This window comes from Cryobacterium sp. N21, from assembly GCF_002929575.1.
Classification (GTDB): Bacteria; Actinomycetota; Actinomycetes; order Actinomycetales; family Microbacteriaceae; genus Cryobacterium; species Cryobacterium flavum.
In genome coordinates this window covers 256,495-278,812 of record NZ_PJJQ01000031.1, presented here as the reverse complement: position 1 = coordinate 278,812, position 22,318 = coordinate 256,495, and the positions used below count along the sequence as shown (strand labels likewise).

General features: G+C 64.5%; 18 protein-coding genes. 8 read left to right on the top strand and 10 right to left on the bottom strand.

What is annotated here, in order from left to right:
* Positions 1-73 precede the first annotated feature (73 nt).
* The 5 genes from tal (at position 74) to pgl (ending at position 6,209) form a co-directional block, all read left to right on the top strand.
* Complete coding sequence (gene tal, locus CXY77_RS08630; RefSeq protein ID WP_104129937.1) at positions 74-1,204, top strand: transaldolase; 1,131 nt, start codon at positions 74-76, stop codon at positions 1,202-1,204.
* On the top strand, positions 1,204-2,805 hold the full coding sequence (locus CXY77_RS08625; RefSeq protein ID WP_104090353.1) for a glucose-6-phosphate isomerase: 1,602 nt from the start codon (positions 1,204-1,206) through the stop codon (positions 2,803-2,805). Before tal ends, CXY77_RS08625 begins: the two co-directional genes overlap by 1 nt.
* Positions 2,806-2,914: 109 nt before the next feature.
* Complete coding sequence (gene zwf, locus CXY77_RS08620) at positions 2,915-4,456, top strand: glucose-6-phosphate dehydrogenase (protein WP_092340104.1); 1,542 nt, start codon at positions 2,915-2,917, stop codon at positions 4,454-4,456.
* A complete protein-coding gene (locus CXY77_RS08615) occupies positions 4,453-5,415 on the top strand; it encodes a glucose-6-phosphate dehydrogenase assembly protein OpcA (protein WP_104090356.1) in 963 nt (320 codons plus the stop codon). Before zwf ends, CXY77_RS08615 begins: the two co-directional genes overlap by 4 nt.
* 2 nt (positions 5,416-5,417) lie before the next feature.
* A complete protein-coding gene (gene pgl / locus CXY77_RS08610; protein WP_104090524.1) occupies positions 5,418-6,209 on the top strand; it encodes a 6-phosphogluconolactonase in 792 nt (263 codons plus the stop codon).
* Between the two features lie 63 nt (positions 6,210-6,272).
* On the opposite strand, the gene CXY77_RS08605 is transcribed toward pgl, so the two are convergent.
* From CXY77_RS08605 to uvrA, 10 genes are all read right to left on the bottom strand, one after another.
* Positions 6,273-6,641: an RNA polymerase-binding protein RbpA gene (locus tag CXY77_RS08605; protein WP_092107849.1), complete on the bottom strand. Its 369-nt coding sequence runs from the start codon at positions 6,639-6,641 to the stop codon at positions 6,273-6,275.
* 142 nt (positions 6,642-6,783) lie between these two features.
* The gene (secG, locus tag CXY77_RS08600; protein WP_092340102.1) at positions 6,784-7,035 is read right to left on the bottom strand and encodes a preprotein translocase subunit SecG; all 252 of its coding nucleotides are present in this window, start codon (positions 7,033-7,035) and stop codon (positions 6,784-6,786) included.
* A gap of 127 nt (positions 7,036-7,162) precedes the next feature.
* Complete coding sequence (gene tpiA / locus CXY77_RS08595; protein WP_199181902.1) at positions 7,163-7,963, bottom strand: triose-phosphate isomerase; 801 nt, start codon at positions 7,961-7,963, stop codon at positions 7,163-7,165.
* The gene (gene pgk, locus CXY77_RS08590) at positions 7,954-9,168 is read right to left on the bottom strand and encodes a phosphoglycerate kinase (RefSeq protein ID WP_104129936.1); all 1,215 of its coding nucleotides are present in this window, start codon (positions 9,166-9,168) and stop codon (positions 7,954-7,956) included. Before pgk ends, tpiA begins: the two co-directional genes overlap by 10 nt.
* A 10-nt stretch (positions 9,169-9,178) precedes the next feature.
* Positions 9,179-10,186, bottom strand: coding sequence for a type I glyceraldehyde-3-phosphate dehydrogenase (gene gap / locus CXY77_RS08585; protein ID WP_092340100.1), 1,008 nt, complete (start codon positions 10,184-10,186; stop codon positions 9,179-9,181).
* Between the two features lie 111 nt (positions 10,187-10,297).
* Positions 10,298-10,924: a superoxide dismutase gene (locus CXY77_RS08580; RefSeq protein ID WP_104090360.1), complete on the bottom strand. Its 627-nt coding sequence runs from the start codon at positions 10,922-10,924 to the stop codon at positions 10,298-10,300.
* Between the two features lie 124 nt (positions 10,925-11,048).
* A complete protein-coding gene (gene whiA / locus CXY77_RS08575) occupies positions 11,049-12,038 on the bottom strand; it encodes a DNA-binding protein WhiA (protein WP_104090362.1) in 990 nt (329 codons plus the stop codon).
* Positions 12,039-12,119: 81 nt separating this feature from the next.
* On the bottom strand, positions 12,120-12,995 hold the full coding sequence (rapZ, locus tag CXY77_RS08570; RefSeq protein WP_092340098.1) for an RNase adapter RapZ: 876 nt from the start codon (positions 12,993-12,995) through the stop codon (positions 12,120-12,122).
* Between the two features lie 88 nt (positions 12,996-13,083).
* Complete coding sequence (gene uvrC, locus CXY77_RS08565; protein WP_092340097.1) at positions 13,084-14,976, bottom strand: excinuclease ABC subunit UvrC; 1,893 nt, start codon at positions 14,974-14,976, stop codon at positions 13,084-13,086.
* Between the two features lie 14 nt (positions 14,977-14,990).
* The gene (gene uvrA / locus CXY77_RS08560) at positions 14,991-17,858 is read right to left on the bottom strand and encodes an excinuclease ABC subunit UvrA (protein ID WP_092340096.1); all 2,868 of its coding nucleotides are present in this window, start codon (positions 17,856-17,858) and stop codon (positions 14,991-14,993) included.
* Positions 17,859-18,063: 205 nt separating this feature from the next.
* On the opposite strand from uvrA, the gene CXY77_RS08555 reads away from it, so the two are divergent.
* Genes CXY77_RS08555 through CXY77_RS08545 form a run of 3 tightly spaced genes read left to right on the top strand, consistent with a single transcriptional unit; the run spans position 18,064 to position 22,249 of the window.
* Complete coding sequence (locus tag CXY77_RS08555; protein WP_092340095.1) at positions 18,064-18,672, top strand: PadR family transcriptional regulator; 609 nt, start codon at positions 18,064-18,066, stop codon at positions 18,670-18,672.
* Positions 18,669-19,409 carry an ABC transporter ATP-binding protein gene (locus CXY77_RS08550; protein WP_104090369.1) on the top strand — a complete coding sequence of 247 codons (741 nt, stop codon included), beginning with the start codon at positions 18,669-18,671 and terminating at the stop codon, positions 19,407-19,409. Before CXY77_RS08555 ends, CXY77_RS08550 begins: the two co-directional genes overlap by 4 nt.
* Positions 19,406-22,249 (top strand): FtsX-like permease family protein, encoded by a 2,844-nt coding sequence (locus CXY77_RS08545; protein ID WP_104129935.1) that lies wholly within the window; start codon positions 19,406-19,408, stop codon positions 22,247-22,249. The genes CXY77_RS08550 and CXY77_RS08545 overlap by 4 nt, the downstream gene beginning before the upstream one ends.
* Positions 22,250-22,318 lie beyond the last annotated feature (69 nt).

Genomic DNA, 22,318 nt, shown 5'->3' with positions numbered 1-22,318 from the left:
GTTGCCCCTTACGTCTCCACTAAACCGCTACAGCATCGCTGCCTAAAAGCAGCAGTATTAGGAGAATTTGACAATGACTAACCCCTCCCCCCTCGCCCAGTTGTCCGCCGCCGGCGTCAGCATCTGGCTCGACGACCTCTCCCGTGAGCGCATCAACTCCGGCGGGCTGCAGGACCTGATCAAGAACAGCAACGTCGTCGGTGTCACCACGAACCCGACTATCTTTGCCGGCGCCCTCGCCAAGTGTGAGGCGTACACGGAGCAGGTTGCGACCCTGGCCGCTGCCGGGACGAACGTGACCGACGCGGTCTTCGCCATCACCACGGACGACGTTGCCGCCGCGTGCGACATCTTCCGCCCGGTCTACGACTCGACCAACGGCCAGGATGGCCGCGTCTCGATCGAGGTCGAGCCGAGCCTCGCCCGGGACGCTACCGGCACGGTTGCTGAAGCCCAGCAGCTTTGGAAGAAGGTCAACCGCCCCAACGCGATGATCAAGATCCCCGCGACGGTTGAAGGACTGGAAGCCATCACGGCGACCATCGCTCTCGGCATCAGCGTCAACGTCACCCTGATCTTCAGCCTGGAGCGTCACCGCCAGGTCATCAACGCCTATCTGGCCGGACTCGAGCAGGCCAAGGCGGCCGGCATCGACCTCTCCACGATTCACTCGGTTGCGTCGTTCTTCGTGTCGCGCGTCGACTCCGAGATCAACGCCCGCCTGGAGGCGATCGGCACCCCCGAAGCCCTCGCCCTGAAGAGCAAGGCCGGCGTCGCCAACGCCCAGCTCGCCTACCAGGTCTACGAGCAGGCATTCAGCAGCGAGCGTGCGCTGGGCCTGATCAAGACCGGCGCCACCAAGCAGCGCCCGCTCTGGGCGTCGACCGGCGTCAAGGATGCCAGCCTGCCCGACACCCTCTACGTGACCGAGCTGGTCGCCCCCGAGGTTGTCAACACCATGCCGGAGAAGACCATGCAGGCCGCCGCCGACCACGGCGTCATCCCGGCCGACTCGGTCACCGGCTCCTACGCCGCCGCGAACGCCGTCCTCGACGCGCTGGCGGCCCAGGGCGTCTCCTACGACGACGTCACCCGTCTGCTCGAAGAAGAAGGCCTGTCCAAGTTCGAGGTGTCCTGGAACGAACTGCTGGACACCGTGCAGACCGCCCTCACCGCCGCGGTCCCGACCAGCTCGGCAGTCTAATGAGCTTTCGCATCTCGGTGAGTGGCGCTGCAGCTGACGCCGTTCGCGTCACCGTGCCCACCCTGGTCACAGACCTGGTTGCCTCCGGCATCACCGCACTCGACCCCGCCCTCTGGGGACCGGAAGCCGAAGCTGAGGCCGCGTTGCGTCTCGGCTGGACGGAGTCCGTCGCGGTGTCCCGCCCCCTCGTGGCCGAGATCGTGGAGCTGCGGGCAACTCTGCAGGCTCGCGGCGTCACCCAGATTGCCCTCGCCGGCATGGGGGGCTCGTCGCTCGCGCCCGAGGTCATCACCCGCACGGCCGGCGTGAACCTCACCGTGCTCGACGCGACTGACCCCGGTCAGGTGTTGTCCGCGCTGAACGACAACCTGGCCGAAACGGCCCTGGTCGTCTCGTCCAAGAGTGGTTCGACCGTCGAGACCGACAGCCAGCGCCGCGTGTTCGAGCGTGCGTTCCGCGCCATCGGCATCGACCCGGCTGAACGCATCATCGTGGTGACCGATCCGGGGTCGCCGCTCGAGGCATCCGCTCGTGAAGCCGGCTACCGCGTCTTCAACGCCGACCCCACCGTCGGCGGACGTTACTCCGCGCTGACCGCCTTCGGCCTGGTGCCATCGGGCCTGGCCGGTGTTGACGTCGGTGCGCTTCTCGACGAGGCCGAGTCCGTCGCGCTGGCTCTGGCCGTTGACTCGCCGGAGAACCCGGGACTCGTGCTCGGGGCGGCGATCGCCGCCACCATTCCGCGCCGCGACAAGCTCGCGATCGTCTCGGACGGCACGCACATTGTGGGCTTCGCTGACTGGGTCGAACAGCTGATCGCGGAATCCACCGGCAAGCTCGGCACCGGCATCCTGCCGGTGGTGCTGGAGCTGGGTGCTCCGGAACTGACCGAAGCGCTGCCCGACCTGCAGCTCGTGCGGGTTGTGGCTGACGCCGGCACCGAGCTGTTTAGCGAAACGGGCGACGAGATTCGCGTCAGCGGAACCCTCGGCGCGCAATTTCTGGTCTGGGAATACGCCACGGTCGTTGCCGGCCGTCTGCTGGGGATCAACCCGTTCGACCAGCCCGACGTGGAGTCGGCGAAGATCGCCACGCGTGGTCTGCTCGACGCTCGCCCCGCACCGGAGCCGGCCGCGTTCATCGCGGACGGCATCGAAGTGCGCGGCACGCCGCACGTCATCGGAGCGGCAAGCGACCTCGCCTCGGCGATAGACGCCCTGCTCGAAGAGCTCGGCCCCGACGGCTACGTCGCCGTCCAGGCTTACGTCGACCGTCTCGCGCTGCCGGAACTGGCCGAGATTCGCACCAAGCTCGCCACCCTGTCGAAGCGTCCGGTCACCTTCGGTTGGGGACCGCGCTTTCTGCACTCCACCGGGCAGTTCCACAAGGGCGGACCGGCAACGGCCGTCTACCTGCAAATTCTGGCCACGCCGGCCGAGGATCTCGACATTCCCGAGCGCCCGTTCACCTTCGGCGAACTCATCCAGGCGCAGGCCAGTGGCGACGCGAGCGTGCTCGCCGAGCACGGGCGTCCGGTGCTGGCGTTGACCCTGACCCAGCCCAAGCAGAACATCAGCACGCTGTTCGACGCCCTAGGCTAACCAACCGGGGTTCCTCTCGGCCACCGGCCGCGAGGAACCCCACCCGCTTCTGCACCACCTGCGTTTTTCGTGTCCTCAATTTTCTGCACTGTCCCGTCAAAGGAGCTGCATGTCCCCGGTGGAAATTACCCCGGAGTTTAATCCGCTCAGGTCGCCGTCCGATTATCGTCTGAATCGAATCGCCGGGCCGTCCAGCCTCGTGATCTTCGGCGTCACCGGTGACCTGGCGCGCAAGAAACTCATGCCCGCGGTTTACGACCTCGCTAACCGAGGGCTGCTGCCCCCCGGTTTCGCCCTCGTCGGCTTCGCTCGCCGAGACTGGGACAACGAGGACTTCATGCAGGTTGTGCATGACGCCGTCAAGGAACACGCCCGCACCGAGTTCAACGAGGACGTTTGGGCGCAGCTGGCTGAGGGCATCCGCTTCGTGTCGGGCACCTTTGACGACGATGAGGCGTTCACCCGCCTCACCCAGACGATCGACGAGCTTGACCGGGAACGCGGAACGATGGGCAACCATGCGTTCTACCTGGCGATTCCGCCGAAGGCCTTCCCGCAGGTCACCGAGCAGCTGCGCCGATCCGGCTTGGCCGAGCAAAAAAACGGTCAATGGCGTCGCGTGGTCATCGAGAAGCCGTTCGGCAGCGACCTGAAGACAGCGCGGCAGCTTAACGACGTCGTCGAGTCGGTCTTTCCGCCCGACTCCGTCTTTCGGATCGACCACTACCTCGGCAAAGAGACGGTGCAGAATATTCTGGCGCTGCGCTTCGCCAACGAAATGTTCGAACCGCTGTGGAACGCCAACCACGTCGAGCACGTGCAGATCACCATGGCCGAGGACATCGGTGTTGGCGGCCGCGCCGGCTACTACGACGGCATCGGTGCCGCGCGCGACGTTATTCAGAACCACCTTCTGCAGCTTCTAGCCCTGACGGCAATGGAAGAACCGATCTCGTTCGACGCCGCCGACCTGCGCGCCGAGAAGGAAAAGGTGCTCGCTTCGGTTCGGCTGCCCGCCGACCTCGGTCTGGGAACCGCGCGCGGCCAGTACGCCGGCGGTTGGCAGGGCGGTGAAAAGGTTGCCGGTTTTCTCGAAGAAGACGGCATGAACCCGGAATCGGTCACCGAGACCTACGCCGCGATGCGCCTGACCATCGACACGCGCCGCTGGGCGGGCGTACCGTTCTACCTGCGCGCCGGCAAGCGTCTCGGCCGTCGCGTCACCGAAATCGCCGTGGTGTTCAAACGCGCCCCGCAGTACCTCTTTGCCCCCGGCCAGACGGCCGAACTGGGCCACAATGCCCTGGTGATTCGGGTGCAGCCCGACGAGGGTGTTACGATCCGGTTCGGATCGAAAGTGCCCGGCGTGGTTATGCAAGTACGGGATGTGACCATGGACTTCGGTTACGGCCACGCATTCACCGAGGCCAGCCCTGAGGCATATGAGCGGCTCATCCTCGACGTGCTGCTCGGCGACCCGCCGCTGTTCCCCCGTCACGAAGAAGTCGAACTGTCCTGGAAGATTCTCGACCCGATCGAGGAGTACTGGGCCACGCAGGGGCAGCCGGAGCAATACCGCCCTGGAACGTGGGGCCCCACATCCGCTGATGATCTACTGGCCCGCGATGGCCGCACCTGGAGGCGTCCATGATCGTCGATCTGCCCAACACCACGACCGCGAAGATCTCGAAGGCGCTCGTGCGTATTCGGGAAGAGGGTGGCGCTGTCGCCCTCGGCCGTGTGCTCACCCTGATCATTGCCTCGACTCTCGGGCACGAGGAGGAGGCCATCGAGGCCGCCAACGATGCCTCCCGCGAGCATCCGATGCGCGTCATCGTCGTGTCGACCCAGGAGCCCGGCTCCACCGCGGCCACACCCGACGCACGCGTGGACGCAGAAATTCGCGTGGGCGGTGATGCCGGTGCGAGCGAGGTCATCGTTCTGCGTGTGTACGGCGATGCTGCCAACGACCCGGAGAGCCTGGTCACCGGCCTGCTGCTCTCCGATGCTCCCGTCGTCGCCTGGTGGCCGGGTACCGCTCCGGCCGTTCCCGGCGACTCACCGCTCGGACGCATCGCCTACCGCAGAATAACGGATGCGTCGGCGCAGCCGGATCCGCAGGCAGCCCTGCATCACCTGTGCGGAAGCTACCGCCCCGGCGACACCGACTTCGCCTGGACCCGTCTGACCCTTTGGCGCGCCCAGCTGGCGGCCGTGCTGGACCAGCCCCCCTTTGAACCGATCGTCGGGATTCGGGTCGCCGGTGCTGCCGCTTCGCCGTCGACCACGCTGTTGGCTGCCTGGCTGCAGATGCAGCTCCAGGTGCCCGTGGACTGCGAGCTGACCACCGGACCTCTCGCCCATGGTGTGCACGGGGTTCATCTCACCCGCGCATCGGGAACGATCTCGCTCGAGCGTGAAGTGCCCGACATCGCCACGCTCAGCCAGCCGGGGCAACCGGTGCAGGATCTGACGCTCAAGCGTCGCAGCCTGCGCGACTGTCTGGCCGACGAACTGCGCCGGCTGGATCCCGACGACCTGTATGGTGAGGTCATCACGCGCGGACTGCCGCAACTCGATGACGTGGTGTCCCAAGGAACCGGAGTGTGACCGTGACAAATGATCGACGCGTGCTGGTGCACCAGAACAAGCAGGCGCTGGCCGGGTCGGTCGCTGCACGTTTCCTGACGAACATGGTCGATGTTCTGCAGGAGCAGGACGAGGCCAATGTTGTTCTGACCGGTGGTTCCGTTGGTATTGCCGTGTTGGCCGCCATCAATGAGTCGGCCGCACGCGACACCATTGACTGGTCCCGGGTTAATTTTTGGTGGGGAGATGAACGGTGGGTGCCCCGCGCCGATCCCGAGCGTAACGAATTGCAGGCCCGGGATGCTCTCCTTGACCATATCGACGTTCCGAAGGAAAACATCCACGCGTTCGGTGCTTCGGACGACCCGATCGATGTCGGTGCCGGTAACGACGCCCTGGAAGCAGCGGCGGCCCGGTACACGGCAGAATTACTCTCCCACGCACCGGAGGGTGCCCAGTATCCGCGTTTCGACGTGACGTTTCTCGGGGTTGGCCCGGATGGCCACATTGCGTCGCTGTTCCCCCACCGCTCAGGTATTCGGGAGCGTGAGGCGAGTGTCATCACCGTGCACGACTCCCCCAAGCCGCCCGCTGACCGCTTGTCGCTCACGAGACCGGTACTCAACTCCTCTGACCGGGTTTGGCTTGTTCTGGCCGGCTCAGACAAAGCCTCAGCGCTCGGGCTGGCGCTGGCGGGCGCGAGCCGTGACGAGGTCCCCGCTGCCGGCATCAAGGGTCGGTACCGAACGATGTTCTTCGTCGACAGTGACGCTGCCGCCCAGGTTCCTGAAAACCTCATCGCGCCCACGTACTAGGCGACCCGACGAAAAAGGACCGGCCCTCGATCTCTCGAGGGCCGGTCTTTGCTGTGTTACACGTCAGTTCGTGGGTGACAACTTGCCACGACGAACGCGCAGCTGGTTGAGGGCCTCTTCGAGGAGCGACTCTGCTTCCTCCTCGGTTCGACGTTCCTTGACATAGGCCAGGTGCGTCTTGTAGGGCTCAAGCTTCACCACGGACGGAGGATTCTCCTTATCGCGGCCGGCGGGAAGCCCGGACGATGGGCAATCGATGGTGACCGGGATTTCCTCGTCGGGAAGGCTCGCGGCAAAGTACCGTACGGTCTCATTGCCGAGTGCGTCCCAATAGGAAACCTTGATGCGATCCGCGTGAAAACCGCGGTCCTGCTCGCCCATGGGGCCTGCGCCGACACGCGAGCCACGAATTGCGCTTCCGCCTGATGCCATCTTGTTCCTCCGTATATCCGTGCAGTTGTGTGCTGCAGTCGAGCTCTTATTGCTGCTGCTGGTGCTGAGATGTGCTGGTGAATAACTGTGCCCAGAATTCTGGGTGGCTTCGCTTCAGGGTAACTCCGCATTGGGCGAAAAGTTAAGCCCCTGTATCAAACTTGGTGATCAATCCAAGAACGACAATGCAGGAGATCCACAGCAGTCCCAGAATGACAGTGATGCGGTTGAGGTTGCGCTCGGCGACTCCCGATGCGCCGAGGTTGGAGGTTACGCCGCCACCGAACATGTCCGACAACCCACCGCCCCGCCCCTTGTGCAGCAAAATGAGCATGGTGAGCAGGAGGCTCGTTATACCGACGAGCACCTGCATGACGACCTGGAGAATCTCCACACGAAACCTTTCAAAACACGGTGGGCGCAACTCTGGCGCCTAGACAACGTAATTATACCTTCACGCCGGAGCGAGGCGGTTGCCAGCGGCAACCACCTCGCTCCGGCGATGTCAGGAACGCGTCGGTTTAGACGCCGACGTGCTTGTGATACCGAATGATGCTGGAGAACTCCGGAATATCCAAACTGGCACCGCCCACCAGGGCACCGTCCACGTTGGGTTCCCGCATGAACGCGGCAATGTTACCGCTCTTGACCGAACCGCCATAGAGGATGCGGGTCTTGTCGGCTACGTCCTGGCCGAGAGTCTCGGTGAGAACGCCACGCAGCGCCGCGGCGACCTGTTCGGCCTGCTCCGGCGTGGCGGCCTGCCCAGACCCGATGGCCCACACCGGCTCATACGCGACGACGATGTCCGCCGCGTTGGTGACACCCGCGAGGGCGGCCCGCAGCTGGGCGACCGGAACGGCGCTCGGACCGTGCGTCGCGAGGTCTTCGGCACTCTCGCCAACGCAGATCAGCGGCACAAGGTTGTGCTTGAGCGCGGCGGTCACCTTTGCGGCGACCTGCTCATCGGTCTCATTGTGCAGGGTACGGCGTTCGGAATGCCCGATGATGACGTACTGGCATTCCAGCTGGGCCAGGAAAGCACCCGAGATCTCGCCGGTATACGCACCGGAATCCCGGGCGGACACGTCCTGCGCGCCAAAGGCCAGCGGAAGTTTGTCGGCCGATACCAGAGTCTGCACGCTGCGCAGATCGGTGAACGGGGGAAAAACTGCCACCTCGACCGCGGCAAAGTCGTGGTTGGCGTCTTTGAGGTTCCAGGCGAGTTTCTGCACGAAAGCGATGGCCTGAAGGTGGTCCAGATTCATCTTCCAGTTGCCCGCAATCAGCGGAGTACGCCGAGGGTTAATGTTCACTGCCATCCGAGGACCTCCAGTCCTGGTAGACGCTTGCCCTCGAGGAACTCGAGGCTCGCGCCACCGCCGGTAGAAATATGACCGAATTGGTCGTCGTTGAAACCGAGGATACGCACGGCAGCAGCCGAGTCGCCGCCACCAACCACGCTGAGGCCGGTGACCTCGGTGAGAGCGGCGGCTACCGTGCGGGTGCCCTCCGCGAACGGTGCGAGTTCAAATACGCCCATTGGGCCGTTCCAGAACACGGTGTGGGACGCACGAATGATTTCAGCAAAAGCCGCCGCCGTGTCTGGCCCGATATCCAGGCCGAGACCGGAAGCACCGAACGGGGTGTTCTCGATGCCGTCGGCCGGGGTGATCACGTGTTCGGCATCTGCATCGAACTTCGAGGCCACGACGACGTCCGTGGGGAGCACGATCTTGACGCCGAGGCGATCGGCCTCGGCCAGATATCCGCGCACCGTCTCGATCTGATCGCTTTCCAGCAGGCTTGCGCCAACCTTGTGGCCCTGGGCGGCGAGGAAGGTGAAAAGCATGCCGCCGCCGACCAGCAGAGAATTCACGCGCGGAAGCAGGTGTCCGATGACGCCGAGCTTGTCGCTGACCTTGGAACCGCCGAGGATGACGGTGTACGGCGCTTCCGGCTTCTCGGTGAGACGATCAAGCACGTCGAGCTCGGCCGCAATGAGGAGGCCAGCCGCGCTCGGCAGCAGCGAGGCCAGATCGAAGACGCTGGCCTGCTTGCGGTGGACTACGCCGAAGCCATCCGAAACAAGGGCGTCACCGAGCAGCGCGAGCTGCTGGGCGAACGCGACGCGGTCGGCATCCACTTTGCTGGTTTCACCGGCGTTGAAGCGCAGGTTTTCCAGCACGACGATTTCGCCGTTTTCCAGTGCTGCGACAGCCGCGGTGGCTGAGGCGCCAACGGTGTCGGTGGCGAAGGCAACCGGGAGGTTGACCAGTTCGCTCAGCCGGGAGGCCACCGGCCCGAGGCTGTACTGAGGATCAACGGCCCCGTCGGGGCGCCCGAGGTGAGAGACAATCACCACGCGGGCGCCCTGAGCGACGAGGGCGTTGAGGGTGGGCAGTGACGCCCGCACTCGTCCGTCGTCGGTGATCTGCCCGCTTTTTAGCGGGACATTCAGGTCGAAGCGGACAATAACCCGCTTGCCGGTAAGCGAACCTAGCGAGTCAATCGTGCGTAACGTCACCGCGCGGCCGTTAGAGTCGCTCGGCGACGAACTCGGTGAGGTCGACGAGGCGGTTGGAGTAACCCCACTCGTTGTCGTACCAGGAAGCGACCTTGACCTGGTCGCCGATCACCTTGGTGAGGCCGGCGTCGAAGATCGAGGAGTGTGGGTCGCCGACGATGTCGCTCGACACGATCGGGTCCTCGGTGTAGCTGAGGATGCCCTTGAGGGGGCCCTCTGCTGCAGCCTTGTAGGCAGCGTTCACTTCTTCGACCGTGACCGGGCGTGATGCGGTGAGCGTGAGGTCGGTGATCGAGCCGGTCGGAACCGGAACGCGCAGCGCGTAACCGTCAAGCTTGCCGATACTCTCTGGGATGACCAGGCCGAGGGCCTTGGCGGCACCGGTCGAGGTCGGGATGATGTTCAGCGCAGCTGCACGGGCACGGCGGAGGTCGCTGTGCGGGCCATCCTGCAGGTTCTGGTCCGCGGTATAGGCGTGGATCGTGGTCATGAGGCCACGCTCGATGCCAAAGTTGTCGAGGAAGACCTTGACGAGCGGCGCGAGGCAGTTCGTCGTGCAGGACGCGTTCGAGATGATGTTGTGGATCGCGGCGTCGTAGGTGTTTTCGTTCACACCGAGCACGAGCGTTGCAACGTCGGCACCGGTCGCCGGGGCGGACACGATGACCTTCTTGGCGCCGGCCTCGATGTGCTTCTGGGCATCGACGGCCTTGGTGAAGCGTCCGGTGGACTCGATGACGATCTCCACGCCCAGGGCGGCCCAAGGCAGGTTGGCCGGGTCGCGCTCGGCGAGAACCTTGATGGGCTTGCCGTTGACGACGATGTTGTCACCGTCGACCTCGACAGTCGCGTTCAAGCGGCCGGCGACGGAGTCGTACTTAAGCAGGTGAGCGAGCGACGCGGGGTCGCTGAGGTCGTTGACGGCGACGATTTCGATGTCGCTGCCCTTGGCGAGGGCTGCGCGGAAGTAATTACGGCCAATACGGCCGAATCCGTTGATGCCGATCTTTACGGACACAAATAACTCCTGTTAGAAAAGGGCGCCGAGTGGCGCGATGAAAAATAGTACTGGAGGAAAACAGCAGTGCCCCGCCCGCGCACCGAAATGCGGGGGTGGGGCACCGGCAGGCTATGAGAGTAGCAGCAGGCCGTTGGTCTTCTCGCGTGCCACGGTGAAACGCTCCTGAACGTTCGCCCAGTTGGCGATGTTCCAGAATGCCTTGACGTAGTCCGCCCGCACATTGCGGTAGTCGAGGTAGTAGGCGTGCTCCCAGACATCGAGCATGAGTACCGGAACGGTACCAGCAGCGAAGTTGGACTGCTGGTCGAAGAACTGCTGGATGATGAGGCGCTGGCCGATGGAGTCCCAGGCCAGAACTGCCCAGCCGGAACCCTGCACGCCCAGGGCGGCAGCGGTGAAGTGCGCCTGGAACTTGTCGAAGGAACCGAAGTTGTCATCGATAGCTGCGGCGAGCTCGCCAACCGGCTTGTCTCCGCCGTTCGGGGAGAGGTTGGTCCAGAAGATGGAGTGGTTGACGTGGCCGCCGAGGTTGAAGGCGAGGTCCTTCTCCAGCTTGTTCACGTTGGCGAGGCTGCCGCTGTCGCGGGCCTCGGCGAGCTGGGTCAGCGCGGTGTTTGCGCCGGTGACATACGCCTGGTGGTGCTTGCCGTGGTGAAGTTCCATGATGGTGCCGCTGATGCTGGGCTCGAGAGCCGCATAGTCATAGTCAAGGGTGGGCAGGGTGTATTCGGCCATTACTTATCTCCTTGTGAGTTGTGCCACCGCACCGGGTGCGGCAGCGTTGTAAGCGACGATTCAGTCTACCCGCGAGGCCTGCGCGGCACAGAATTCGTCACCTCGCGCGTCGGGATCGCACGATTTACCGGGGCGAAACGTCATCGGGGTGAACCGGGTAGTCAACGTCGGTTCCTTCGACGCCGAGCTCGACCGCTTTCTTGTCGGCCATGGCCAGCAGGCGACGAATTCGACCGGCGACGGCATCTTTGGTCATGGGCGGGTCGGCGTGATGGCCGAGCTCGTCGAGGCTGGAGTCGCGAAAGTTGAGGCGCAGGTCTCCGGCGTAGCGCAGGTGCTTGGGAATATCTTCGCCGAGAATGTCCATGGCACGCTGCACCCGAGCGCAGGCGGCGACGGCCGCCTCGGCGGAACGACGCAGGTTGGCGTCGTCGAAGTTGACCAGGCGGTTGGCGGTGGCGCGCACTTCGCGACGCTGACGCAGGGTTTCCCAGTTGAGTACCGTGTTGGTGGCGCCCATGTGCACGAGCATGGCGCCAATGGCGTCACCGTCGCGGATCACGACGCGGTGCACTCCGCGCACTTCGCGTGCCTTGGCCGCGACACCCAGCCGGCCGGCCGCTCCAACCAGTGCCATGGCCGCCTCGTTGCCAGGGCAGATCACCTCGAGGGCCGCAGAGCGCCCCGGGTCGGTCAAGGTGCCGTGGGCGAGAAAGGCTCCGCGCCAGACGGCTGCGATCTCTTCTCGCGAGCCCGTGGTCAGCCGGTTTGGCAGACCGCGAATCGGTCGGCGACGGGCATCCAGCAGGCCGGTCTGGCGTGCGAGCGTCTCCCCGCCCTCGATCACCTGCACGAGGTAGTGGCTGGACTGACGGATGCCGGTGGCGGCAATGACCTGCAGGGCGCTGCGCACCCCGTACAACTCGGCAAGATCTTTGCGAACCCGGCGAGCCAGAATGGCGGTATCGAGTTCGGACTCGATCGCGATGCGGCTGCTGATCATGTGCAATCCGCCGGAGAATCGGAGAATCGTGGCCAATTCGGCCGCGCGCACGGTGGTCTTGGAGACCTCCACGCGCGAAAGTTCTTCTTTAACGTCGGCGGTGAGTGCCAATCGCTTTTCCATTCTGTTGATCAGTTGCGTTACATCTGAGTGATAAAAGCCCGGGGAGCCGGATGCTGCGCCCGGGCTCGCTTATTCGCGTCCGAGGTCGCGGTGCTTGATATTGACCGCGACTCCGGGAAGTTGTTCGAGTCGAGAAGCCAGTTCTCTAGCCATCGCAACGGAGCGGTGCTTGCCCCCTGTGCAGCCGATGCCGATAGTGGCGTGACGTTTATTTTCCCGCTGGTATCCCGCCAGCACCGGCGCCATGGCGGCGGCGTAGTGGTCGATGAAATCGAGGGCACCAATTTGGGCAAGTACAAAGTCTCTCACCTCCGGGTCAATGCCGGTGTGCGCGCGCAACTCGGGGATCCAGAAGGGGTTCGGCAGGAATCGGGCATCCGCCACCAGATCGACGTCGGTCGGCAGCCCGTACTTGAAACCGAAGCTCAAAATGGTCAGCTGCACACCCGCTCGCCCCTCGGCCGCAAACCGTTCGGTGATCGTCGTCGCGAGCTGGTGCACGTTGAGATCGGAGGTGTCAATGACGAGGTCACTCGACTCCCGAACGGCGAGCAGCCGGGAGCGCTCGGCAGCAATGCCGTCGAGCAGGGTGCCATCGCCCTGCAGCGGATGCGGGCGGCGCACGGATTCAAACCGGCGCACCAGCGCGTCGTCCCTGGCTTCCAGAAAGATGACCTGGACCTGGGTGTTGCTGCGGAGTTGTTGCACGGTTTCGAGGAAATCGCCGAACAAATCGCGGCCGCGGATGTCGACGACTGCGGCGATTTTGGGCAGATTCGTACCAGCCCGTTCGACCAGATCAACCAGGGGCCGCAGCATTTGCGGCGGAAGATTGTCGACGACGTACCAGTCCAGGTCTTCCAACGCGTTGGCTACGGTGGAGCGTCCCGCCCCGGACATTCCCGTGACGATCAGCACTTCCTGCTTGTCGGGGTCCGTAGTCATTCGTGGAAATCGCCTTAATGAGAAGTTGGTGGATAGTCAAGCCTACCCAGCGCCGGACGGTTTCGGTTGCGTTCAGGCGTTCAGGTGTTTAGGAGCGCAGGTGCGCGTGGATGGACTCGGCCAGCACGCGGCCGATGCCGCGGACATCCGCTATTTCGGCCGCCGAAGCGACCTTGAGGCGCGCCACCGAGCCGAAATGTTGCAACAGAACTTTCACCCGGGCCGGCCCGAGCCCCGCGATTTCGCCGAGAATCGAGCTGATGTCTTTCTTGCGCCGAATGCGCTGGTGGGTGATTGCGAACCGGTGGGCTTCATCACGAATGCGCTGAATCAGAAACAGCGCGTCGCTGTTGCGCGGCAGGATTACCGGGTAGTCGGAATCGGGGAGCCAGATTTCTTCAAGCCGTTTGGCGATTCCGCACAGTTGAATTCCGGTGACGCCCGATTCGGCGAGGGCCCGCTTGGCGGCGGCAACCTGCGGCTGGCCTCCGTCGACGATGAGCAGGTTTGGCTGGTATTTGAATTTGGCACGCTTCTGTTCGACCTGAATGATGTCGGTCGTAGTGGCGTCAACGACCACGGCATCCGCTGCTAATGTTTCGGGCTTCAGGTAGGCCAGTCTTCTGGTGAGGATCTGGTAGATCGAGTCGGTGTCGTCGGTTGATTCGGGAATGTTGAAGCGGCGGTATTCGTCTTTGCGGGGAAGCCCGTCTTCGAAGACGACCATGGACGCGACGATGTTGGTGCCGCTGAGGTGCGATACGTCGTAGCATTCCATTCGCAGCGGGGCGGCTGGCATTTCGAGAGCGTCCTGGATGTCTTCGAGCGCTTTGGAGCGTGCCACGAAGTCCGAGCTGCGACGGGTTTTGTAGAGCATGAGCGCCTGCTTGGCGTTGTTGCCGGCTGTGACCAGCAGGGCAGCCTTCTCCCCGCGCTGCGCTGCCACGAGGCGCACCTTGCGACCGGCGAGGTCGGCCAGCCAGGTTTCGAGGGCTTCGGCATCGTCGGGCAGTTCGGGGAGTACGATTTCGCGCGGCGGCAGGGCGTCGTGGTTGTAGGCGGTCTGCATCATGGAATCGATGAGTTCGCTCCTGGTGACGTCGAGTTCTTTGTCGACCATCCAGCCGCGCACACCACGGATGCGCCCGCCGCGCACGATGAACAGCTGCACGGCGGCTGCGAGTTCGTCCTGCTCGACCGCGAACAGGTCGATGTCGACGTTGTCGCGCAGCACGACGGCGCTCTTCTCGAGCACGGCGTTGAGCGCTCGCACCTGGTCGCGTCGTTTCGCAGCGATCTCATACTTCTGCGCCAAGGCGGCGTCCTTCATCTGCTGGGTGAGTTCGTTGATGAGCTTCTTGTCGTGGCTGCCCATGAAGCTGACGAACTCGTTGACGATCGTGCGGTGGTCCTCGATCGATACCAGTCCGGAGCAGGGGCCAAAGCACCGCCCGATCTGGCCGGCGAAGCACGGCTTGCCGCTCTGCATGGCCCGCTTGTAATTGGCGTTGTTGCAGGTACGGATGGGGAAGGCCTTGAGCATGAGCTCGATGGTCTCGTGAACGGCCCAGACCTTGGGGTACGGCCCGAAATAGCGGGCACCCTTGATGCCCTCGGTGCGGGTGACCAAGGCCCGCGGCGCCTCGTCGGCGAGGGTGACCGCGAGGTACGGGTAGGACTTGTCGTCCTTGAACTGCACGTTAAACGGCGGATCGAACTCGTTGATCCACATCCATTCGAGTTGCAGGGCCTCGACCTCGGTGCCGACGACAGTCCACTCGACGCCGGTGGCCGTGGTGACCATGCGGCGGGTGCGTTCGTGCAGGCTGTGGAGGGGGGCGAAATAGTTGCTCAGCCGAGCCCGCAGGTTCTTGGCCTTACCGACATAAAGGATACGCCCGGTCGCGTCGCGAAAACGGTAGACCCCGGGGGTCGTGGGAATCTCGCCCGTTTTCGGGCGATAGCTCAGGGCATCAGACATGGCCGTGAGGCCGCCTAGCCGGCAGCCAGGACCTCCTTCAGGAAGGAACCGGTGAAGCTCGTCTTGACCGTGGCGAGGTGCTCCGGCGTACCGATGGCGAGTACCTTACCGCCGCCGGAACCGCCCTCCGGGCCGAGGTCGATGACCCAGTCGGCAGACTTGATGACGTCGAGGTTGTGTTCGATGACAATGACGGTGTTGCCCTTGTCGACGAGGCTGTTGAGCACGAGCAGCAGTTTGCGCACGTCTTCGAAGTGCAGCCCGGTGGTGGGCTCATCGAGCACGTAGACGCTGCGGCCGTTGGAACGCCGCTGCAGCTCGGTCGCGAGCTTCACCCGCTGAGCTTCGCCGCCCGACAGGGTGGTGGCGCTCTGACCGAGGCGTACGTAGCCGAGTCCGACCTCCACCAGGGTCTTGAGGAAGCGATGGATCGACGAGATCGGTTCGAAGAAGTCGGCCGCCTCGCTGATCGGCATATCGAGTACCTCCGCGATGTTCTTGCCCTTGTAGTGCACGGTGAGGGTGTCGCGGTTGTAACGGTCTCCCCCGCACACCTCGCACGCGACGTAAACGTCGGGCAGAAAGTTCATCTCGATCTTGATGGTGCCGTCCCCCGAGCAGGCTTCGCAGCGCCCGCCCTTGACGTTGAAGCTGAACCGGCCGGGGAGGTAACCGCGGGTCTTCGATTCGATGGTTTCCGAGAACAGGGTGCGGATCTTGTCGAACACACCGGTGTAGGTGGCTGGGTTGGAGCGTGGCGTGCGGCCGATGGGCGCCTGGTCGACGTGGATGACCTTGTCGAGCTGCTCGAGGCCTGTGACCCTGGTGTGCTTGCCCGGCAGCTTGCGGGCGCCGTTGAGCCGGTTGGCGAGCACCCGGTAGAGGATGTCATTGACGAGCGAAGATTTGCCGGAGCCACTCACCCCGGTGACCGCGGTGAAGGTGCCGAGCGGGAAGGTCACCGACACTTTCTGCAGATTGTTGGCCTCGGCGCCGGTGACGCCGATCAGGCGCTCAGGGTCGATCGGGCGTCGGGTTTTCGGGATGGCGATGGACTTGCGCCCGGCCAGGTAGTCGCCGGTAAGGGACTTGGTGTTGGCGAGCAGGCCTTCGTAGGAGCCGGAGTGCACGACGTGCCCGCCATTAACGCCGGCGCCAGGGCCGATGTCAACGATCCAGTCGGCGGTCTTAATGGTGTCTTCGTCGTGCTCGACCACGATGAGCGTGTTGCCGAGGTCGCGCAGGGTCACGAGGGTCTCGATCAGGCGCCGGTTGTCGCGCTGGTGCAGGCCGATGCTGGGTTCATCGAGCACGTAGAGCACGCCGGTGAGCCCTGAGCCGATCTGCGTCGCCAAGCGGATGCGCTGCGCCTCACCGCCCGAGAGGGTCGCCGCGGCCCGGGACAGGTTGAGGTAGTTCAGGCCCACCCGAATCAGAAAGTCGAGGCGTGCCCGAATCTCGCGCAGCACCTGGGCGGCGATGGCGGCCTCCCGGTCGGTGAGGGTGAGCTTGTCCATGAACGCGCGAGCGTCGGCCAAACTGAGTGCACAGACATCCGCGATGCTCGCTTCGTGAACGAGCACGGCGAGCACCTCGGGCTTGAGCCTGGTGCCGTTGCAGACGTGGCAGTCGACCTCACGCAGGTATTCGGACCAGCGCTGACGCTGGGTGTCGCTGTCGGCCTGCAGGTACTGGCGTTCAATGTAGGGCACAACACCCTCGAACCCGGAGGTGTAGCTCATCTCCCGGCCGTAGCGGTTTTTCCACTTGACCCGCACCTCAAAGTTGTCGCCGCGCATGACGGCGTTCTGTACCTCGGTGGTGAGCTCACCCCAGGGCGTGTCCAGCGAGAAGTCGAGGTCGCGGGCGAGGCCGTCGAGCAGCTTCTCGTAGTACTGGAACAGGCCCTTGCCCTGGGTGGTCCAGGGCAGCACGACACCCTCGGCGATGCTCAGATCGGGGTCACCGAGCAACAGGTCTTCATCGACGGACATGCGGGTTCCGAGCCCTGAACACTCCGGGCAGGCGCCGAACGGCGCGTTGAAGGAGAAGGTGCGCGGTTCAATTTCGGTGAGCTGAACCGGGTGGTTATTCGGGCAGGACAGCTTCTCGGAGTAGTTCTGCCAGGCCTTGTCGCCCTCTTCGTCGAGAAAATTGATCTGCACGAGCCCGTCGGTGAGTTTGAGGGCTGTTTCAAGCGAGTCGGTGAGGCGGGAAAGCAGCTCAGGGCCGGCGACGAGCCGGTCGACGATGACCGCGATATCGTGCTTCTGTTGCTTCTTGAGAATCGGCGGTTCGCTCAGCTGAATCTGAGTGCCATCGACAATCGCGCGGGAGTAGCCGCCGCCAGCCAGTTCCTGGAACAGGTCGACGAACTCGCCCTTCTTCTGCGAGACGACCGGGCTGACCACCTGGTAGCGAATGCCAGCCTTCAGTTCCATGAGCTGGTCGGCGATCTGCTGCACGGTCTGAGACTGGATGATCTCGCCGCAGATGGCGCAGTGGGGCACGCCAATGCGGGCCCAGAGCAGGCGCATGTAATCATAGATTTCGGTGATGGTACCGACCGTGGACCGCGGGTTACGGTTGGTGGATTTCTGGTCGATCGACACGGCCGGGCTCAGGCCCTCGATGAAGTCGACGTCGGGCCGGTCGACCTGGCCGAGGAACTGCCGGGCGTAGGCCGAGAGTGACTCGACGTAGCGGCGCTGGCCCTCGGCGAAGATGGTGTCGAAGGCGAGCGACGACTTTCCCGACCCCGACAGTCCGGTGAAGACCACGAGCGAGTCGCGTGGAATCTCCAGATCCACGTTGTGGAGATTGTGCACGCGGGCTCCGCGCACACTGAGTTTCGGACCTGTTTCTACCTTGGTAATCGACACACATCGAGTCTATGCAACGCCGCTGACAGTCTTGTACCGGCGACGCCTTTCACCTGCGGATTGCGCTCATGGCATGTGTTGTGCCGCCGCGAGGCCGTTGCACAGAGTCGTGACTTCGGCGACACCCGCAACGATTTCTTACGTCGGATTGCCGGGTATGTATATACTCGGTATTTATTAGCAGCGTCGAATTATCGGAGGTCGTATGTCCGTTCGCCAGAGTCTTCTCGCCATCCTGAACCAGGGGCCGTGCTACGGCTACCAGTTGCGGGCCGAGTTCGACCGTCGGACCGGGTCGACCTGGCCGCTGAACGTCGGCCAGATCTACAACACCCTCGACCGGCTCGAGCGGGACGGCCTGGTGCAGAAGGCCGACATTGACGCCGATGGTCAGAACTACGTTGAGATAACGGATGCCGGCCGCGCGGAGGTCGCCGAGTGGCTCGGCTCCCCCGTGGTGCGCACCATGGCGACCCGCGACGAGCTCGCGATCAAGCTTGCGATTGCGGTCACGCTGCCCGGCGTGGATATTGCCCAGGTGATTCAGGTGCAGCGCACCGCGACAATGCGCACCCTGCAGGAACTGACGCGCACCAAGAACGCTACCGCTGACCCGGAATCGTCGGAGCAGCTGGCCTGGCTGCTCGTGATCGATTCTCTCATCTTCGCGGCCGAGGCCGAGGTGCGCTGGCTCGATCACTCCGAAAGCCGGCTCACCCGGGCGCGAGCCGCCGGTCTCGCCGATCCCCTGCCGCTCAACACAGACGTTCCCAAGCGCGGACGACCGGCCAAGACGGTGCAGGCCAACGCATGACCGGCCACGCCGCTGACAGCGACATTCTGCTGCAGCTCGACGGTGTCTCGATGCAGTACGGCCGGGGCGAGACCGCGATCACGGCCCTGGCTGGCGTCGACCTGTCGGTGAGCCGCGGCGAGCTTGTGGCGGTGATGGGGGCATCCGGTTCGGGAAAGTCGACGCTGCTCACCGTGGCCGGCGGACTCACCCCTCCGACGTCGGGCGAGGTCGTCGTGGAAGGGCACTGGCTCAGCCAGCTCTCGGCCCGCGAGCTCGCGACGCTGCGTCGCCGCAGCCTCGGCTTCGTCTTTCAGGACTTCAACCTGATTCCCTCGTTGACCGCGCTCGAAAACGTGAGCCTGCCGCTCGAACTCGACGGCTGGACTTCGAAGAAGGCGCACCGCCCGGCCCTCGACGCCCTCACTATCGTCGAGCTCGGTGACCGGGCCGGGCATTTTCCCTCTGACCTGTCCGGTGGCCAGCAGCAGCGCGTCGCCATTGCCCGCGCGGTCGTCGGCGGTCGGTCGTTGATTCTCGCCGATGAGCCCACCGGCGCCCTCGACAGCACGACCGGTGAACTCGTCTTGCGGATGCTGCGCTCCCGAGTCGACGCCGGTGCCGGCGGCATTCTGGTCACCCACGATGCCCGCCACGCGGCGTGGGCGGACCGGATCGTCTTTCTACGCGACGGGCGCATCGTGGACGAGTCGCGGGCATCCGCTGTATCGAGCCTGTTGACCGGACTACAGGCATGAGTGGTGACGGGGGGTCGCTTGCGGGCAAACGCTCGGGCGGAACGCTCATTGCGTTTCGGATTGCTCGCCGTATGGCCGGGCAATCACGCGGTCGCAGCGCGTTGATCGCTCTGCTCGTCGCGATTCCGGTGCTCGGGATGGTCGGAATCACCACGGTAACCGCGAGCAATGTCGCGACCCCCGCCGAACGTGTCAAGCTCGAGCTCGGGTCGACCGAGGCGCGGGTCAGAATCGTCGCAGCGCCGGGCGCGAAATTCACCCAAGACCCGCTGAACGACGGGCACTGGGGCTACCGCGACGAGGCGGCGCGTGCCGATGCCGCGCAGTCCATCGAGCCGCAGCCCGTCACGGTTGCTTCGCTGTTTACCGCCGACACCCGTTTGCTCTCCATTCGATCGACCGCCGTCGTGGTGGAGACGAAAGACGGGCTCGGGTCGTTTCCGGCCGTGCAGGGACAGCCGTGGGACCCGTCCTTCGTCGGAAAATGGGATGTGACGGCGGGAACACGACCGACCGCTGACGACGAGATCATGGTGACCGCTGCCGCCCTCGAACGGCTCGGAGCAAAGATCGGGTCGAAGGCCGTGATCACGGCGCCTATCGCCGAATCATTCACCATTGTTGGCACGATTCACACCGCGAGTCTCGACGACGCTGCGGTATCGTTCTACGGCATGCCCGCAGTCTTCGACGGCGTAATGCCCGACGATGACGACCTGCTAACTGAGTGGTACTTGCCCGACACCCCGCTCACCTGGAGCCAGATCGGCGAGCTCAACCCGCGCGGTGCCACCGTGCTGTCGCGCACCGTTCTGCTCGACCCGCCGCCGGTGGGCAGCTACAGCTATAGCTATGGCGATACCTCGAACACCTCCATGAACTTGTTCATCGCCCTGCTCGGCGGATTCGCCCTGTTCGAGGTGGCCCTGCTCGCGGGCGCCGCCTTTACCGTCGGCGCCCGCACCCAGCAGCGCACTCTCGCGACCCTCGCGAGCGTCGGCGGCGACAAGCGGATGCTGTTTCGCGTCATGTCCTTCGGCGGCGTCATCCTCGGCGCCCTCGGAGCGGCACTGGGAACCGTATTCGGCCTCGCCGGCGCCTGGATCTTCATGCAGATTTCGGCGAACGGCAGCGCGGCCCGGTATCCGGGGTTTCACCTCGATCTGGTGTCGCTGCTCGTCATCGCGGTCTTCGCTGTGCTCGCCGGCTGGTGCGCTGCCGCGGTTCCGGCCCGGGCTGCCGGCCGGATCGACGTTTTGGCCGCCCTGCGTGGTGCCCAGCGCCCGCCGCGGGTCACGCGCCGCCGCCCGGTTGCTGGACTCGTTCTACTGGCCCTCGGTGCGGTCATCGCCGTCACCGGCGGAGTGGTCGAGCTCGCCGCCTACGCACCCGTTTACCAGATAGCACTGGCCAACTTCGGGATCGCCCTCATTGTCGCCGGCCCTGTGATCATGCAGATCGGGGCGGTCTTCATCGCTCCCCTGATTCTGCGGTGGGCTGCCCGCGTGGCATCCCGGTTCGGACCAGGCGCACGGCTTGCGACCCGCGATGTGGCGCGAAACCCCGGGCGGAGCGTACCGGCACTCGCGGCCATCATGAGCTGCGTCTTCGTGGCGACCTTTGCGATGAGTCTCATTTCAACGATGCAGGTGAATTCGACCAGTGGCTACACCTACAGCGCCCCGCTGGACACAGCATCGGTGAGTCTCATGACTACACAGAATGAGCCGCCCGACGGCCGAGTGTTGCAAACCACGGGGCCCGACGTCGTTGCCGCCGTTGAGAGCAGTTTTCCGAGCGCTCAGGCCAGACTGCTAAGAAGTGCAGAGGACCCGCCGATGGGCTTCGGCGACGCGGCTGCCGACGGGACAACCGCGGATGCGTCCACCTTCGCCTACCCACGGATCGACGCCGACACGGTGTGCCCGAGTGATGCAACTCGAATGGATGTCAGTCATGAGGACACGCCTACCGACATCCGCTGCCCTACTCCGTACTTTCTCGACACGATGATGAACTCGAGTATCAACGACCACATCTGGGTGGGCGATCTGGCGGACTTCGCCGCGATTCTTGGCGGACCCGTGTCGGCGGAGTCCCGAGCAACGCTCACCGCTGGTGGAGGTGTCGCTACCTATGAGCAGTACGTCGTTGACGGAGAAATCCGTATCGACTGGGTCACGGAGCTCAACTCCGTTCTGGAGCCAGCTCGCAGCGTGTCACTGGCCGGGAGCGTGCAGGAGCCCGAGAATCCGCTGCCTTACGCCGTTTTCATGCTGACGTCCACGGCCGACGCGTCAAACCTGAACTACCGGCCGTCAATGGTCGTCAGCAGCATCGGCGCGAGCCCGACCCAGGCAGAATATGACCATGCCCAAGGTGCACTCGCCGCCATTTCGCCGGGGTTCAACCTGCAAACGGAGACGGGCCCGGAGGCGTATGGAGCGACCTGGACCTGGGCCCTGCTCGCCTTGACGGCGATCATCGCCCTGGTCACGGCGTCGATCACCATCGGACTCGCCCGCGCCGATGGGCACCGAGACAATGCCGTGCTCACCTCCCTTGGGGCATCACCGCGGGTGCGCCAGGCCTTCGGGTTCTGGCAGGCCGTGGTGATCGTGGGCCTCGGCAGCGTCATTGGGGTGCTGCTCGGTTTGGTGCCGTCACTCGCGCTGTCGCTGACCCGGGACACGGCGGGGCTCTCGCTGCTGCCGTTCACTCCCCCGTGGCTGCAACTTGCCCTGATCGTGGTGGCGCTCCCGGCGCTCGTGGCGGTCGGCGGTGCACTCACGGCCGGCAGTAACCGCACCCGCTTCAGCAACCGGGCCGCGTTCGACTGACCCGGCCGGCGGCATCCGCTCTCGTGGCACTCGCTTGAGACGTTGGCACGTGTTTGAACCAGTGCCAGC

Coding starts and splice junctions, on each gene's coding strand:
- rapZ (WP_092340098.1), bottom strand. CDS start 12,995: ATGACTACGGACCCCGACAAGCAGGAAGTGCTGATCGTCACGGGAATG.
- CXY77_RS08555 (WP_092340095.1), top strand. CDS start 18,064: ATGTCCGTTCGCCAGAGTCTTCTCGCCATCCTGAACCAGGGGCCGTGC.
- CXY77_RS08580 (WP_104090360.1), bottom strand. CDS start 10,924: ATGGCCGAATACACCCTGCCCACCCTTGACTATGACTATGCGGCTCTC.
- uvrC (WP_092340097.1), bottom strand. CDS start 14,976: ATGTCTGATGCCCTGAGCTATCGCCCGAAAACGGGCGAGATTCCCACG.
- CXY77_RS08615 (WP_104090356.1), top strand. CDS start 4,453: ATGATCGTCGATCTGCCCAACACCACGACCGCGAAGATCTCGAAGGCG.
- CXY77_RS08550 (WP_104090369.1), top strand. CDS start 18,669: ATGACCGGCCACGCCGCTGACAGCGACATTCTGCTGCAGCTCGACGGT.
- zwf (WP_092340104.1), top strand. CDS start 2,915: ATGTCCCCGGTGGAAATTACCCCGGAGTTTAATCCGCTCAGGTCGCCG.
- tpiA (WP_199181902.1), bottom strand. CDS start 7,963: ATGGCAGTGAACATTAACCCTCGGCGTACTCCGCTGATTGCGGGCAAC.
- CXY77_RS08545 (WP_104129935.1), top strand. CDS start 19,406: ATGAGTGGTGACGGGGGGTCGCTTGCGGGCAAACGCTCGGGCGGAACG.
- CXY77_RS08605 (WP_092107849.1), bottom strand. CDS start 6,641: ATGGCATCAGGCGGAAGCGCAATTCGTGGCTCGCGTGTCGGCGCAGGC.
- tal (WP_104129937.1), top strand. CDS start 74: ATGACTAACCCCTCCCCCCTCGCCCAGTTGTCCGCCGCCGGCGTCAGC.
- CXY77_RS08625 (WP_104090353.1), top strand. CDS start 1,204: ATGAGCTTTCGCATCTCGGTGAGTGGCGCTGCAGCTGACGCCGTTCGC.